11 protein-coding genes and 1 pseudogene are annotated in these 16,575 nt (G+C 36.1%); all 12 read right to left on the bottom strand.

Features of this window, described 5'->3' with window-relative positions; genetic code table 11:
• Positions 1 to 461 precede the first annotated feature (461 nt).
• The 12 genes and pseudogenes from AC3ANL_RS02420 to AC3ANL_RS02365 all read right to left on the bottom strand — a co-directional run bounded on the left by AC3ANL_RS02420 (position 462) and on the right by AC3ANL_RS02365 (position 16,493).
• On the bottom strand, positions 462 to 4,574 hold the full coding sequence (locus AC3ANL_RS02420; RefSeq protein ID WP_488327693.1) for a carbohydrate-binding protein: 4,113 nt from the start codon (positions 4,572 to 4,574) through the stop codon (positions 462 to 464).
• A 27-nt stretch (positions 4,575 to 4,601) separates the two neighbouring features.
• Complete coding sequence (locus AC3ANL_RS02415; RefSeq protein ID WP_488327692.1) at positions 4,602 to 5,018, bottom strand: hypothetical protein; 417 nt, start codon at positions 5,016 to 5,018, stop codon at positions 4,602 to 4,604.
• 41 nt (positions 5,019 to 5,059) lie between these two features.
• Positions 5,060 to 5,905, bottom strand: a complete 846-nt coding sequence (locus AC3ANL_RS02410; protein WP_488327691.1) for a carbohydrate ABC transporter permease — start codon at positions 5,903 to 5,905, stop codon at positions 5,060 to 5,062.
• 3 nt (positions 5,906 to 5,908) lie between these two features.
• Complete coding sequence (locus AC3ANL_RS02405; RefSeq protein WP_488327690.1) at positions 5,909 to 6,841, bottom strand: carbohydrate ABC transporter permease; 933 nt, start codon at positions 6,839 to 6,841, stop codon at positions 5,909 to 5,911.
• 96 nt (positions 6,842 to 6,937) lie between these two features.
• Positions 6,938 to 8,197, bottom strand: a complete 1,260-nt coding sequence (locus tag AC3ANL_RS02400; RefSeq protein ID WP_488327689.1) for an ABC transporter substrate-binding protein — start codon at positions 8,195 to 8,197, stop codon at positions 6,938 to 6,940.
• 123 nt (positions 8,198 to 8,320) lie between these two features.
• Positions 8,321 to 10,078 carry a glycoside hydrolase family 2 protein gene (locus tag AC3ANL_RS02395; RefSeq protein ID WP_488327688.1) on the bottom strand — a complete coding sequence of 586 codons (1,758 nt, stop codon included), beginning with the start codon at positions 10,076 to 10,078 and terminating at the stop codon, positions 8,321 to 8,323.
• Between the two features lie 285 nt (positions 10,079 to 10,363).
• The gene (locus tag AC3ANL_RS02390; protein ID WP_488327687.1) at positions 10,364 to 11,170 is read right to left on the bottom strand and encodes a substrate-binding domain-containing protein; all 807 of its coding nucleotides are present in this window, start codon (positions 11,168 to 11,170) and stop codon (positions 10,364 to 10,366) included.
• Between the two features lie 135 nt (positions 11,171 to 11,305).
• Positions 11,306 to 11,386 (bottom strand): annotated as a pseudogene (locus tag AC3ANL_RS02385) (hypothetical protein); the annotation flags it as partial.
• Positions 11,387 to 12,107: 721 nt separating this feature from the next.
• Positions 12,108 to 12,899 (bottom strand): Cof-type HAD-IIB family hydrolase, encoded by a 792-nt coding sequence (locus AC3ANL_RS02380; RefSeq protein ID WP_488327686.1) that lies wholly within the window; start codon positions 12,897 to 12,899, stop codon positions 12,108 to 12,110.
• Between the two features lie 16 nt (positions 12,900 to 12,915).
• Positions 12,916 to 13,620 carry an L-ribulose-5-phosphate 4-epimerase gene (locus tag AC3ANL_RS02375; protein WP_488329644.1) on the bottom strand — a complete coding sequence of 235 codons (705 nt, stop codon included), beginning with the start codon at positions 13,618 to 13,620 and terminating at the stop codon, positions 12,916 to 12,918.
• Between the two features lie 181 nt (positions 13,621 to 13,801).
• On the bottom strand, positions 13,802 to 15,343 hold the full coding sequence (locus AC3ANL_RS02370; RefSeq protein WP_488327685.1) for an FGGY-family carbohydrate kinase: 1,542 nt from the start codon (positions 15,341 to 15,343) through the stop codon (positions 13,802 to 13,804).
• Between the two features lie 73 nt (positions 15,344 to 15,416).
• On the bottom strand, positions 15,417 to 16,493 hold the full coding sequence (locus AC3ANL_RS02365) for an alcohol dehydrogenase catalytic domain-containing protein (RefSeq protein ID WP_488327684.1): 1,077 nt from the start codon (positions 16,491 to 16,493) through the stop codon (positions 15,417 to 15,419).
• Positions 16,494 to 16,575: the final 82 nt, after the last annotated feature.

Below are 16,575 nucleotides of genomic sequence, written 5' to 3'. Positions count from 1 at the left end.
TGGCCAAAAATAGTCCCTGCCCCCTTGTATGTAAAGGGATGCAGGCCTAGCTGCGGCCGAGATTAATTATATCAAATATAAGGCTAAAAAAAGATAGTAGTTTTCTGGAATAGCAAAAATTATCGATAGAACGAATCGAATAGCGGGGAATTTGTCCAGTGGAAGGAAACGAAATCCATCAAGGATAGGTGCCAATTCACATCTTCTCCAAGTATTTTAATGCCATCGTGTCCGAATCGGTGGCTCATTCAGACAGGTTTGAGGTATTTTAATGCAATCTTGCCATCAAAGGCTATAATTTGTTCTTTTCATGCTGATACTAATTGAGAGAACCACCCTTTTGCTTGCGGCAGCGTAGGGTGGTTTTCATGTTTTCTAGAACGGCTTTCCGAAAGAAATAAGCGCTCAATTCACGCATAACTCCCTTCAGAACTTCTCACTTTCCCGCAGACCCATGCCAATCAACGGTTACTTATTTCTATGTTCCTTAACAACTTAACAGCATCTTCCTCGAGTAACTGTTTGAAATGTTCTGATATACTTTTATCTTTCTCAACAAACTCTCGAAAATCATCAAGATGTTTAATCGATTGAGTGAAATTTCCTTTTTCAAGATGTTCCTTTGACTGCTTTAACTTATTTGTTAATATTTTATACAGATTATGATCAACATCACCAGATTCTAACATCAAATCAAGAGTGTTTTTCATTGAAGTATGGGTTACCTCGATTGGTTTTAGAATAAAATTATCAAATTTCGAGTTATTATAGTAGGATCGAAGTCCCACTTTTCCTTGAGTAAACGGAGTGCTGCTGTTGTCTGTATAATCTATTTTAGGAGTATCCATATCTCCAACAAATATCTTAATATTTGTTCCTTTCGCAACAACTTTCATATGCTGCCATGTGTGTAACGGCTCACGTATGTCTGCACCTTTTAAGTAAGTCCAATTATAATTAAACTTCCCTAAATGAACACCTTCTTTATTAATATATGCAATATATCCTTGCATAAAGTTTGGATTATTTTGACCTAGCTCGATACCATTGGCTGGATTATTCACTCTAAATATAATCCCGCCGTCACCTGTCCCAGCTCCAATATTAACATCAGCTTCTACTGTATAATCTCTCCATCTACGATCTCCGATTACAGACTTTGCAAACGTGCCTGGTGCTGTACTGTATTCCCCTTCAGTTGCTTGTGGTTCTTTTCCATCTGCTAAAGTAAAATTGATACTTCTTAAATCAAATTCACCTTTCACCATCTCGACCTTTATCGTGTGCGTTCCAGCTGGTAAGGATACTTTTTCTTTAATGACACTATCCCAGTTATCCCAGCCTCCCGTTTTGGGGACATCAATAATACCAGTTAAATCAACTGTATCATCTAGCCAAAGTCTAATTTGGCTTCCCTCAAGTTCTGTTGCGACTTTTATAGCTACCTGGTAATTATCTTCTTTTTCTATATCAACATTATATTTTAACCATTCTCCAGCTTGATTCCAACCAACATTATAACCACCCTCAGGATTGTTTCGAATATCTACAGAATCACTCCTATATTTACCACCAATATTCTCAGGCGAATTGTCATGATAGGCAACTCCTTCTCCACCTGTTATATAATCAGCCGCCATTATGTTTCCTGGCAACTTCTTATCGTGATCAAATCTATGAAGTGCGAATCTAGATATATCAAATTCACCCTGCTGCGTGATTAGCTTTAAAGTGTGGTTACCGGCTGGTAATGTAATGTTCTTTAATGAAACGTTACTCCAGTTATTCCAATCACCTGTATTTGGAATACTTATCTCTCCAGTTAAATCAATTTTTTCATCTAACAAGAGCTTTACCTTCGCTCCGTCCTTAATTGCAGAAGTAAGTAGATCAAGACCATATGTGCCTTCTTCTTCCATGTTTACATTATACGCCAGCCATTCTCCTGCTTGATTTGGAGTTACGGCGTAGTCACCTTCTCGAGCGGCTCTTATATCAACAGAATCATCACGATACCGCGATCCACTATTTCCTACTGTGTTATCATGAAAGCCTACACCTTCACCACCGAGATTGTAATCTTCAGCTTCAATGATTCCCGGCACTGGCTTATGAATAGCAAACGAAGAAAAATCAAGACTAGTAAAATCAAATTCTCCTTCTACGATTTCCACTTTAATCGTATGCTCACCCTCTGGTAAATTAATCCCTCTTTTTATGACAGGCTGCCAATTGTTCCAATCCCTTGTGTTCGGAACATCTAGGACACCGGTTAAGTCTATTTCATCATCTAACCATAACCGAACCTTAGCCGCATTAAATGTGGTTGCAGTATTAATTTGGACATTATAGAGACCTGCTTCTTTAATTGATACATTGTATTTAAACCATTCTCCTGTTTGATTCCACCCAACCGCAGTACCGCCTTTTGGGTTATTTCGAATATCAACAGAATCTCCTCTTAATGCACCTCCAATATTTTTAGAAGTTGTATCATGATAAGCAACCCCTTCTCCACCAGTTATATAGTAGGCTGCTCCTACAGAACCTGGAATTGGTTTATAAGCATCAAAAGAACTCGGTTTATTTGTTTTAACAGTCCAAAACCCTTCTAATTCGTCCCAATCATCACTTGTTCCATCATTAAAATCCGTTGAGATTTCATTTACCTGCTTATGCTCTTGAAAATTCATCGTAGACAAGTCAAATGTTCCATTTACAACGACAAGTTTAAGTGTGTGCTTGCCTTTTGGTAAATCTAATCCTTCGATCGAAAAGGTTTTCCATTCATCAGTCTTGGGGATATTTAAAACACCTGTCAAATCAGTCGAGTCGTCTAACATTAGTTTCACTTGTGCATGGTCGCTTGACTTTGATACTCTTAGATCTACATTGTAAGTACCATCTGCAGCAATATTAACATTGTAGTTCAACCATTCCCCAGCATCATTCAAACTTACCTTATAACCGCCTTCGGAATTTGTTTTTATATCAACTGATTCCTTTCGATACTTACCCTTTGCATCTTCAGTGGTTGTATCATGATAGGCTGTGCCTTCCTCACCTGAATTAAAATGAACCGCCTCAATCTTTCCTGGTAAAGGCTTATAAGCATCATATACATTACTTCCGTTCACTTTATTGCTAAAAGCTGTATAACCAAATGCGGCATGAATATCAGATGTTGCGTAACCGATCTTCCCTCCATCTAGCTCAGATACCTCACATGTTTGTTTATGCATTCCATCAACAAATATCTTAAAGGTTGTAGATGATTTTTCTACTCTGATTTGGTGAAGCTTGGAATAATCATAGTCTTCCGGAAGGTCTGATACTTCTTTCTTTACCTCAACCCCGTTGACTAAAAAGGTCGTTACAAGTTGATTTTTATTAGGATTTAAAACGGCTAATCCATAATTGTTTTCATCCTTATAAGAAAAGACAGCACCAAAATATGAATCACTACTCAAACCTTTTTCAATGGATTTCATATTAAACTCTGCCGTGTAATCAGACGTTGTAGATTCCTTTGTCAATTGTTTAAATAGGTTAGCATGATTAACCGTTGATTGTTGAAGCCAGCCCTTCATATCTGATGTAACACTCCAACTTCCGCCGCCTATATTTTGCCATTTTTCTTCAAATAAAGACTGAGCGAATCGCTCACTGAAATCTGGCAAGTTGGGATTAGGCTGTTCGGTTGTAGTTGGACCAAGAACGAGCATTTTATCTCCATTCCACGCAATTCGATCTAGATTCAAATATCTACCAGGATTAGCATGACTGTGATACACGATATAATCAGAATCCAAATCAGGTCCTCTAATAACTGAATTATGTCCTAGTCCTACATTCTCTCCTTCAGAATTTAGCAAAATTGGATTTTGATCAAAGGTATGAGTAAAACCAGAAATTGGACTTTCACTCATGGCATAATCGACTCGATACCCCTTATTCCATACATGATTTCCAGTGTAAGTCATATAATATTTACTATTTCTTTTTACAATGGTAGGTCCTTCCGTCCAACCATTCATTTTTGCTCCAGTGTCTGAAGCTTTACCAAAAGTGTATGGATCTGACATGGGACGTGCATCAATTCTTTGATCCCCTGTACTGTAAAAATACCATTTACCGTCATCATCAATAAAAACATGACCATCAATCCCCATACCTAGGTTATTTGTTTGCTTCACAAATGGGCCTAACGGGTTTGAACTTTTGTACACATAATGCCCATTTCCACCAGGTGATGTATACATGTAAAACTCACCATTCCAATAAACAACCTCCGGTGCATAGGCTGCTTTCGTTGTTGGTTCTTCTGTAACTAAGCCGTGATACTCCAAATTCACCAAATCTTCAGACTTCCAAGCTTTTACACCACTCTTATCATCTACGGTACTAACATATAGATAATAGGTACCGTTATACTTTAAAATAAAGGGGTCTCCTTCTCCATAGAACACGCCTGTATCCCATGTCCAAGAATTTGATAATGTAAATGGATTACTATAGGCAAGCGATGTTAATGGGGCTGATAAAATAAAGATATCTATAAATACCATCATCATGATCTTTTTCAGAAAAATCCCCTCCTATTAATTTTGCACTTGGTAGTTATCTAGCTTTGATATAGTTTTATTTTTAGCAATTGCTAAAATCCCTGCCGATAAAAATAAAAAAGCTCCTAAAATATCCATTAAGAAATAGGAAAGTATCCCTAATACGATAAACCATATAGGTTTTTTTATTTCTGTTTTAACATCTTTCATTGATTTCACTAAAACTAAGTTTAAAATTCCTAAAATAATAAAGAACAAACCAAAGGAAACCGAAAACATATATAAACTACCGAAAATGGACTGGGCTGCCTCCAGGTTTGCAACCGTATGATAGGAAGCATGTAATCCTTCTTTTTTTATAAAGGATGCATAAACAAATATCGTAAGAAGACCTGATATTATTTGCCATAACGATCCTGCTAAAACTAGATTTCTCTCAAGTTTTCTATTCATGATCACCACTCCTATAGAGACAGTTTATTATATATGTCCAATTACCCTTTAACTCCTGATGATAAAGAAAGGGATTCCATAAAATACTTTTGTGTAAATAAATAAAGAATAAAGGTTGGAACAATCGCGATCAGTGCCCCAGTTAAAGCGTGAGCAACATCCAGAGCGTACATTCCCTGCAGCAATTGTAAACCTGGGGTTATGGGCATTTTTTCAATATCATTAAATACAATGGATGGCCATAAGAAGTCATTCCATGAGGCTGTGAATGTGAAGAGTGCTACAACAGTCAGCACTGGTCTCATTAACGGTAAAATCAACTTCGTGAAAATTTGAAAATCGGAAGCACCATCGACTCTTGCAGATTCATCAAAATCAATCGGAATTCCTTGCATAAATTGTTTCACTAGAAAAATATTAAATACGGCTGCAGAACCTGGGACAATTGCCGCCAAATAGTTATTTACCCACCCTAAAGCATCAATAATTTTATAGAGTGGAATCAGGTTTACAACTGCCGGAAACATCATGGTTGCCATTAAGAACACAAAGATAGCATCTCTTCCCTTGAACTTCATTCTTGAATATCCATATCCAGCTAATGAAACAAGGACTAAAACCAACACCGTTTGCGATGCCGAAATAATGAGCGAGTTCATAAACCACTTGGCTACTGGGGCACTTGTGTTTTGAAAAAGAACATCTTGATAATTGCCTATAACCCAATGAATGGGCAGGATCGTGAAGGCATTAGATTGAATGTCAGCTTCACTTTTAAATGAAGAAAAGAATGTATACAAGAGAGGAATTACCCAAATCAGTGCCATTATTGATAAAAAAATGATAGAAACAAATTTTGAAACTGCTTTTTTCTCCAAGGAAATCACCTCCTAGTCACGTTGTCTTAAAAAGATAAATTGTATTGCTGATACGACCATAATACATAAACCAAGGACTACAGCCATTGCTGACCCAATCCCGGCAATAGAAATTCCCGAACCAAATGCGTTTTGTTGAATGTACATTAATAACACGGAAGTCGAGCTCGTAGGTCCGCCATTTGTAAGCATGAGGGGCTGTCCGTATACGTTAAATTGAGAAATTGTCGTAATTACAAGGGTATATAATATTTGAGCTCTTATGCTAGGGAGAGTAATTCTAAAAAACTTTTGAATGCTATTTGCACCATCTATCGATGCCGCTTCATATAAATCTTTTGAAATACCGTTAAGTGCGGCCTGATATATAATCATATTTGCACCAATTGTCCACCACACGGTTACAATAACTAACGTAATCCATGCGTATGGTTGTGTTGCTATCCAGTTGGTGTCAACATTCAGATAATGATTAATCGGTCCAAACGAAACACTAAATAGCATATAAAAAATAATCATTACGGCAGAAACTGAGAACAATGTAGGCAAGTAGAATAAAGCCTGAAAAAACTTTAATCCCTTGGGTTTCATATTAAGACTTGCTGCTAAAAGTAATGGAACGATTATACAGGCTGGAACCGTAAAAAGCACAAATTTGAATGTATTACCTAACCCAACATGGAGTTGTTCATAAAATGTAGAATCTTTGTTAAATAATATTTCGGTATAATTAGCAAGTCCTACAAATTCTGGATCACCTATTAAATCCCAGTTGGTAAAGGATATATAAATACCATAAAAAGTGGGGAATAAAAAGAATATGGTAAATAAAATGAGATGTGGACCAATGTAAAGATAGGGAGATAGATTCGATCGTTTTTTTCTATATTTCTTTCCAAGAACTGCTGACATATGCAATTCCTTCGCCTCTCCAATATTTATCATATAGTTTAACTCCTATTCTTTAGTTATCGAATAGAGAGAGAAATCCTTAAGCGCTTATAAGGATTTCTCAATAATTAATATAAATTCCTAATTTGGTTATTTCTTATTATTGGTTGCTATCTTATCCTCAACTGCTTTTTGAGCAGCTTTTAACCCTTTATCAATATCTAATTTTCCAAAAATAGCATCCCCTACTAATTTATCAACTTCTTCAGCTACAAAGCCATTATACTTATAATCAAAGATTTTGAGCGTTTTCTGTAATTCTGGATCTTCAATTAAGAAGGCTTGTGGCAATTTTTTATATTCTGTATTTTCTAATGTTGCTAATGCTGCTGGATTTTGTCCGGCTTGAGCCCATGGAAGGGAATTTTCTCGAACGTATTCAAGGAAATCCATGACACCCTTTGCTTTTTCTTCTGAGCGATTTTTATCGTTAAACATGACAAATTGATGAGACGATGTCCAGTTCACGATTTTATCAGGTGTAATTTGCGGGAAATTTGTTAAGCCCCAAGTTAACTTTTTTGATTCTTTTAAACTATTTTGCATCCAAATACCTTCTGGATAAAAAATAGCTTTACCAGATTTAAATAACTGACCAGGATCTTCGCCATCCTTGTTAGCAATTTTATCATCGATTAGACCTTTTAATAATTGTAGTGCTTCCTTAGCTTCTGGAGTATTAAGAGTTGGTGTTTCACCATCGCTAGTGATATCTCCACCAAGTTGATTGTAAATGGATAAGAAAATGGGCCGAGTCCAAGTTATACCAATTCCTGTAATCTTGTCTTTTTTGGATTTTTCTCCAGCTGCTCTTATTTCATCAAAAGTTATAACATTATCATCAAGCGCATTCGGTGCATATTTTTCTAATAAATCTTTATTGTAGTACATAACAAAACTGTGTACGTCTAACGGAACGCTATATCTGCTTCCATTAATGTCACCAATCTTCCATCCTGCCGGCACATAGTTTTCTGCTTTAATTTCAGGATAATCAGCTAATTTATCATCATAAGGTGTTAAAAGATCATTTTCAACAAATTGTTTAATCCTCTCAGCATGTACAATGGTTAGATCAGGAATCCCTTTTCCCGAGTTCACCACAGTTGGAATCTTTTTATACAAATCATCTGCTTCAATGGATACATTTTTCACCTTATATTTTGGATTTGTCTTGTTATATTCATTTACAATTTGTTTCATATTTTCACCATCAGGACCTGTAAATGGATTCCAATAGGTAATCTCGTTTTTAGCTTCACTTGTACTTGAAGAACTTGAACTACATCCTGATAATGCAACTAATAACACTAAAATGATCGAAAACATTGAAACTACTTTTTTGCTCATCTTGTTTCCCCCTGTTTTTTATTTAATCCCTTACCTACCAACCAAAAATCCTGTTTCCCCCCCTTTTTTGTATAAATTTTTCTCATTCCAAAATACGAGCTTATTTCATCCAGAGTGTTGGAATTATTTATTATTAATGGTTCTTATGTTCTTTAAATCTACTTTGGGTACTCTATCTTCTGTCAATAATCCATTAATTTCTTGTTGGACATCAGTAAGCTGCGTATAGCAAAACCCGGATATATAAGGTGTATTTTTAATTCCTTGGGTGATCGATTCATAACGGTGTAAAAAGTCTGCTTCACTCTTTACCTGGTTCCCATATCCCCAGCCTTTTTCTGAATCAAACGCGATCCCGCCATATTCGCTTAAAATGATCGGCTGACCCTTGTATTTATAACCTTGTGCCATAGCATGCTTGGCATTATTAAAAGCTATTTCATTATTAACTATTTTTTCTTTAAGGGTATATCGCTCTAAAAATTTATCACCATATTCCTCATAATCATGCAAAGTAATAATATCTGAAACCGTATGCTCCCATCCATCATTGACAATAACAGGCCGCATGCTATCCATAGCTTTTGTAAGATAATAGATTCCCTCTGTAAACACTTGTTGTTGACGATCCGTATAAATATTTTTAATTCCCCATGATTCATTAAAAGGCGTCCAAGTTATGATGCTGGGATGGTTATAATGCTGTTTTACAACTTCTATCCATTCTTCTGTAAAATTTTGAATAGCCTCATCTGAAAATTCATAGGTTGCAGCCATTTCAGACCAAACAAGTAATCCCTTTTTATCCGCCCAGTATAGAAAACGTTGGTCCTCCACTTTCATATGCTTTCTTACACCATTGAAACCCATCTCTAGCGTTCTATCTATATCCTCAATAATGGCTTCATCAGACGGGGGGGTTAAATATGATTCCTGCCAATACCCCTGATCTAAAATGAGCCTTTGGTAGATTGGGATGTTATTAAGCAACACATTACCATTTTCAATAGAAATTTTCCTCATCCCAAAATAGGACTTTACATGATCGACTTCTACTCCATTTTTATATAAGGTAAATTCAATATCATATAGATTTGGAGATTGTGGACTCCAATGGAGAACTCTCCAATGATGAAATTCACTTGCAATATTTGTACTAATGGTCTGAACTCGACGAGTTACGATTTGTTCAAATGATTTAATTAGCTCGCCTTTATAAGATATTGTTGTCTTTATAACCAAGGACTGATTAGTGTCACCTGAAACATCATACACAAACTCAACGGATTCTCTATCAATATCAGGTGTTATCTTGACGGATTCAATATGCGCTTCGTTTAAAAACTCAAGCCATACAGTTTGCCATATTCCCGTTGTCTGAACATACCAGCATTCATAGCTATTTTCTAACCACCTTTGTTTTCCTCTTGGCTGAAAACAACTCTGGCTATCCTCGTTTTTAACGACAATTGTTAATTCATTTGTCTCATCTAAATAGTCAGTAATATTAAACGAAAAAGCGATTTGGCCACCCTTTCTTTTTCCTACAAAACTTCCATTCACCCAAACCTTTGTTATATAATCTGCCGCTTGAAAATGAAGGACAATTTTCTTTTTTACATACTCATTAGGAATCTTAATGGTTTTTTGGTACCAGATGTTTGGACAAAATACGTCTTCTCCGATGCCACTAGCTTTTGTTTCATATGTAAAGGGAACAATAATTTTTTTATCAAACTTTGTGTCTTTAAACCATTTCTCCGTTTCGCCTTTATTCTCAGGATCAAATTTAAAATCCCATTCCCCGTTTAAATTCATCCAATCATTTCTTTCAAATTGTGGGCGAGGAAACTCATTTCTTGGTATACCGTTTTCCATCATTCTACAAATCTCCTTTATGGGAATTTCTAAAGATATAAAGTATTCCCCTTTTCCTGAAAGTGCTTACATTCATATATTATAACAACTAAATTATTATTAATATATTAAATTTAGTATAAAATATATCATTCTATAATTAATTAGATTACTTAACGAAAATAATCTAATTAGGATAAAAAATAAAACCCAAACCTCGACCAAAAACTAAGTCAAAGTTTGGGTTTTATCAACTTACAAAAAAGATTCTTATTGGATACAGTATTATGTTACATAGAATGTATAACTCTATCTTATGATTGTTTCTAACACATCTAAATTCTCACTTGATTTAAGTTTGACTGGCACATATATTCTTTTTGGATTATAGGTACCATCAATTTGCTCTAGTAAGAGTTCTACTGTCTTTTTACTACATTCATCAATATCCTGCTTTATAAACGAAACGCCTGATATACCAGGTGGATCAAATGTGAGTAACTCAATCTCTCTGCCCGTTTCATTTTTTATCGAGCTTAGGACTAAATGAGTAAACAAAGCTAATTCAGCATTCATTGTAAACACGGCTGTTATTTCAGGTTTACTTAAAAGGAATTCTTTAATTAACTTTGGCGTTTTATTCCGAGAAATTTCTGCAAATTCCAATGTAAGCCATAGATTTTTATTAATGGTCGTTTTCCTTTTTAGAAAAGCATTTTCAAAACCCTTTGCTCTTTCTTCCGTTACCGTATTTGTCATGATTGGAGAGATAAGTCCAATATTTTTATGTCCTTTATTTAACAAGTATGAAATAGCTTCAAGAGTCCCCACTTCATTTTCAGACGTCACACTATAAGTTAAAATATTCTCCATATATCTATCAATTAAAACAAAAGGAAATTTATCCAGTGAAAGTCTCAACACAGCTTCATTATAATTTTCTTTTTCAGTAGGAAAAATAATCATTCCCTTAACTTCCAATTTCCTAAATATCTCAATTGCATCTGCTTCTTCAAATTGTGACTCTCTTGTTATTTTTATAATCAGATTATGACCATTCTTTGACACATATTTTTCAATAAAATTTACAAACTCCTGTTCAACCTTCGTTTTCATGCTAGGTAGAATAAGCCCGATTAATCCTTTTTGTTTATACAGTGGATTGTTCGCTGATGTAAGATCGCTTTCGCAAACAAACGTTCCTTTACCTTTAATTCTTTCGACAATTCCTTCCTCCGCTAGACCAGCAAGTGCATTCTTGGTAGTAATTTGACTAACATGGTATTCCTCTGTTAACTCTTTTTCAGAAGGAACCCGGTCACCAACTCGCAGCTTTCCGGATTGTATTTGATCTTTAATTTTATTTTTTATTTGTTGATATAGAGGTTCATTTCTAATCTTAACTCACCCTTTACTCTTCATACCTTAATATTAAGTATACTAACATTTAATATAAAATACTATATATTAATATATCTGAAGAGAAAAGAAGTAAATGAGATTAAAATTTTTTTAATCTTACTAAAAAACCCCCAAAGTTCCAATTCCTGCAGCGGTTATCCCCTTAAAGTTTTTTGGAACCTAGAGTAAAGTATCGCCTCCCTGTTTCAAGCTTGGAAATTAAAGCAAAAGAACCGTCGAGCCAACCCACTGCGTATTGGATTTTTTCTTTAAGATATTTCCTGATTTCCTCTATATTCGCCCATTCAGAATTAGAAATGGAGAATGAAATATTATAATTGTAGGATCCTATTTGTTTAGAAGTTGGATCTAAATATAGAGTATCTGTATCGGATAAACTAAAAAAGGGCAAATAGACTCCCAAAAAGAGATGTAATAATTAGCATGAAAAAAGTACTCCTCAAGGGTACTTTTTATATGGAAGGCCTGCTTCCATCAGAAAGCTAGCATTATTAGTTAAGTGAAAATCCGATATCACTCGATACCGCACTACCTGTCAGGAATACATTTCCGCCAAAACGGCATAGCAGTAACTTTCTCACAGTAGAGCGATGAACTGCCCAACTTTTTCTTTTACCTGCTATAGATATTGTTAAACAATGTTTATAAAGGTCGCTAACGCATAAGCAACGCCATCTTCGTTATTAGACTTAGTAACAAAATCTGCTTCGTCCTTTACTTCTTGAGGGGAATTACCCATGGCTATTGAAAGACCAGCAACCTCAAACATGGCTATATCATTAAAACTATTCCCCATTACGAGCACTTCATGTGATGAAATGTGCAGCATATCCATAAGCTGATAGAGCGCCTTTCCTTTAGATACGTTAATATTCATTACATCTAAATAAATATCCGCTGAACGGGTAATATACAATTTTCCTTTATATTTTTGCTCTAAATAGTTGGAGGCTTCTTCAATTTTTTGAGGAGTATTTGCAAAAATGATTTTATATAAATCCTTTTCACACTCAAATTTTTCTATGACCTTAGCTTTTAATTTTTCAAGCTCCCAATGTACCTTTACCATTCCTTCGTTAAAGGTGTGCACTTCGCCTTCAAGATATAGACTAATGGGGTAATTTTTTTTTTGTCCGAATTCTACGATTTCACTGGCTAAATGGATTGGTAAGCCTGCAGAATAATGTACTTCACTTGTTAAAGGATGTTTAATTAAGGCACCATTAGCGGCAATGATGGGTAAATCAATTCCTAAATCTTTAACATAAGGGTATATTGATTCATACGGCCTTCCACTTGCCAATACAACGCTGGTCCCTTCTCTTATCAACCTATGAATGATTTCTTTATTAGCATTCGACACTTGGTGATCATCGTCTAGTAACGTTCCATCCATATCTAGTACAACCAATTTATATTGCATAATATCAATCCCTGCTCTAATGTCCCGCATCTTGAACTTGACCATAATAGGCATGTTTACCATGTTTTCTTAAAAAGTGTTTATCTAGTAGATGATCATCAATTGAATCAATCTCTGGTGACAAGCTTTGGGTATAGTAAGCTAATTTTGCAATTTCCTCCATAATAACTGCATTTTCAACAGCTTTTATGGGGTCTTTTCCCCAATTAAAGGGTCCGTGACTATTAACAATAACACCTGGAGTAAACTGAGGATTCATGTCTTTGAATGTCTCAATAATAACCTCGCCTGTGTTCTTTTCATAATCATTAGCAATCTCAAGTGAGGTTAATGGACGAGTACAAGGGATTTCACCGTAAAAATAATCCGCATGAGTTGTTCCATAAGCAGGGATCGCTCTCCCTGCTTGTGCCCATTTCGTACACCAAGGAGAATGAGTATGTACGACACCGCCAATTTCAGGAAATGCTTTATATAACTCTAAGTGGGTCGCTGTATCTGAGGATGGATTTAATTCACCTTCAACCTTATTTCCATTTAAATCAACTACAGGAAGGTCTTCTGCTTTTAACTCTGCATAGGGAACACCACTTGGTTTAATCACAACAAGTCCTTGTTCACGATCGATTCCACTCACGTTTCCCCATGTATAAATAACTAGGTTTTTCTTTGGCAGTTCTAAATTTGCTTCTAAAACCTTCTTCTTTAGCTCTTCTAACAATCTAATCACTCGCTTCATCATTTTTATAAAAAAGAAAGTAGGCTGGATTAGTATGAAATAATCTGGACCTACTTCCTTTTCATAGAATCTTAGGGAAGCGTTTTTTCATTCCCCATGGCTTATACTAGAAAACCCAAAAATGCTTACACTTCTGTGGACCATCTTTACTCTGCCTTATCTACTATCGATTTTCGATGTTCGTTACACTCTTCATAATATCTTTTGCATTTACATACAATTTCTTATATTCTTCATAGTACTGATTATATATTTTAGTATTTTTAGGATTCGGCTGAATGGGCTCTTCAAATTCTAACCAATCCTTCAATACATTTGGATCTTGAATGATACCAGTGGCAATCCCTGCCAACACTGCATCACCTAAAGGTGCTTCTACATCATTTTTAATAATTCTAACTGGATAACCTGTAACATCTGCATAAATTTGCGGCCAGTTCGCAGATTTTGAACCACCACCAACGATAATCAGCTCTTTATCTAGTTTTGCATCTGTTCCTAATACCATTTCCATATTATGACGTAGCGAATACGCAACGCCCTCCATGAACGCTTTATATAAATGGGCCTTCGTGTGAACTAAGCTTAGGCCAAGAATCATTCCCCGTGCACTACTATCCCAAATGGGACTTCGTTCACCCATGAAATAGGGAAGAACCAATAAGCCATTAGAACCTGCTGGAATATCTTTTGCTTGTAAATCTAATAAGGTATAAGCATTAATGCCTAATTTACCTTCTACATCTAATTCTTCAGTGCCAATCACATCTCTAAACCATCTTAAAATGGCCCCGGCAGTGGCTGCTCCTCCGAAAGTATAGATGATTTCACTTGAATCCACACAGTGCGGCATACTCACTAGATTTGGAGATAGGTTTGGCGTTTCTGTAATAAATCCCCAACACATGGATGTACCCAGCATAGCTACATGGTTACCTTCAGCAAGAGCACCAGCACCCATTGTTGCAACAGGGGCATCGACACCGCCGCAAATGACTGGGGTACCTGCTTTTAAGCCTGTCTTCACAGCAGCTTCTTCAGTAATTCCTCCGACAATGTCTGTACATTCAACGATTCTTTTAGGGAGAAATCTCAAAGGAATACCTAATTTTTCAGTCATTTCCTTTGACCATTTTCTTTCCTTTAAGTTAAAAACTCCTCCGATATTTCCTGCCGATGAATAATCAACAGCAACTTCTCCTGTTAATTTGTAAACGATATAAGGTGCAGGAGGTAGAAAGTACTCGATTTCTTCCCAAACTTTTGGTAAATGATTTTTCATCCACAGAATTTTCGTAAATCCAAAGTAAGAATTGACGGAGTTCCCTGTTACTTCAAATAATTCATCAAGGTCGATATTTTCTTCTACCCACTTTACTTCTTCTTCTGCTCGGCGATCCATCCAAATTAAGCAAGGTGCTAATGGTTCCATATCTTTATCAACTGGGATTCCAGATCCTCCATACAAACTGCTGATAGCAACACCTTTAATATTCTCAGGATCTACATTTGATTTTTCAACGACTGATTTAATCGTGATATTAGTTGCTTCTTCCCAAGGCTCAGGCCACTGCTGAGCCCAGGATGGCTTGGGTGTTTCTACATCATACCCCTTATAGCTATGTGCTAACACTTTCCCATTTGGATCAATTAATACCGCTTTTGTACCTTGGGTTCCTATATCAACACCAATTAAATAATTCATTTTATCACCCTTCACACTATCTAGTTGAGCCTGTTACGTGTCGAATCTCATATGCTAATAACTTTATAGTTGATTAGGGTTTTAATAATACCTTAATGGCCTCTGGATGATGAGCCATTTCCATAGCTTCTGTAAAGTCATCCACTTTATAACTATGTGTAACGATTCCTTCAGAAGTAATTAAATTACGTTCAAATAAATCAATGGCAACCGGGTAAGTGTATGGACCTAAGTGAGAACCTCTAATATCTAGTTCCTTTCTATCACCGATGACACTCCAATCAGCTGTTACCTCTTTGCCGAATACGCTGAATTCTACAAATCTGCCAAGCTTTCTTATCATTTCTAGCCCTTGTGTTGCACCAGTTGGATTTCCTGTTGCTTCAATATATACATCGCAGCCATAACCTTCTGTTAAATCCTTCACGATTTTGATCGCATCTTCTTTTAATGGGTTAATAACCATATCGGCACCAAGCTTCTTTGCTGTTGCTAACCTTTTCTCATTTGTATCTAATACGATTAATTTCTTAGGTGTTTTTAAAGCAATTAGTTGTGCCATGCATAATCCTAAAGTTCCTGCACCTGCCAGCACTACTACATCTTCAAATTCAATGGATGCTCTTTGAACGGTATGAACTGCACAGGCCATTGGTTCTACTAAGGCTGCTTCTTCAGCCGTAACACCATCACCAATTTTATAGATTCTCGCAGTACTGCTAAATTTCATATATTCAGCCCAGCCGCCTTCTGCCACACTCTTTTGGAATCCATAAATATTATGAACTTCACACATCCAGTACTTTCCTGTTTGGCAGAATCTGCATTTTCCACATGGGTTAATTTGGTCTGTTGTTACGCGATCACCAACTTGCAGACCATATTTTTCCTCAGCACCTTCTCCCAATTCAGCCACAATACCATAGAATTCGTGTCCAGGAATAACCGGTGCTTTTAACCACGGATCTTCTCCGCCCCAATACATTGCTGATCCATGATAAGCCTTTAAGTCACTTCCGCAAATTCCGCAAGCTTCTACTTTAATAACGACTTCATCCCTACCTGCTTTAGGTACAGGTCTTTCCTCTACACGGTAATCCTCTGGTCCATATGCTACAACGGCTTTCATAGTTTCTGGTAATACTGACATTACAAACATCTCCCTGTATGTTTAAATTTAAATAGATTAATAAATTGTTATATAAAATTATTATTAACGCTGAATGCCATCT

The sequence above is a fragment of the Neobacillus sp. DHD-1R genome, assembly GCF_057747995.1.
Note: the sequence above shows the minus strand (reverse complement) of the source record. Positions and strands in the feature narration are given on the sequence as shown.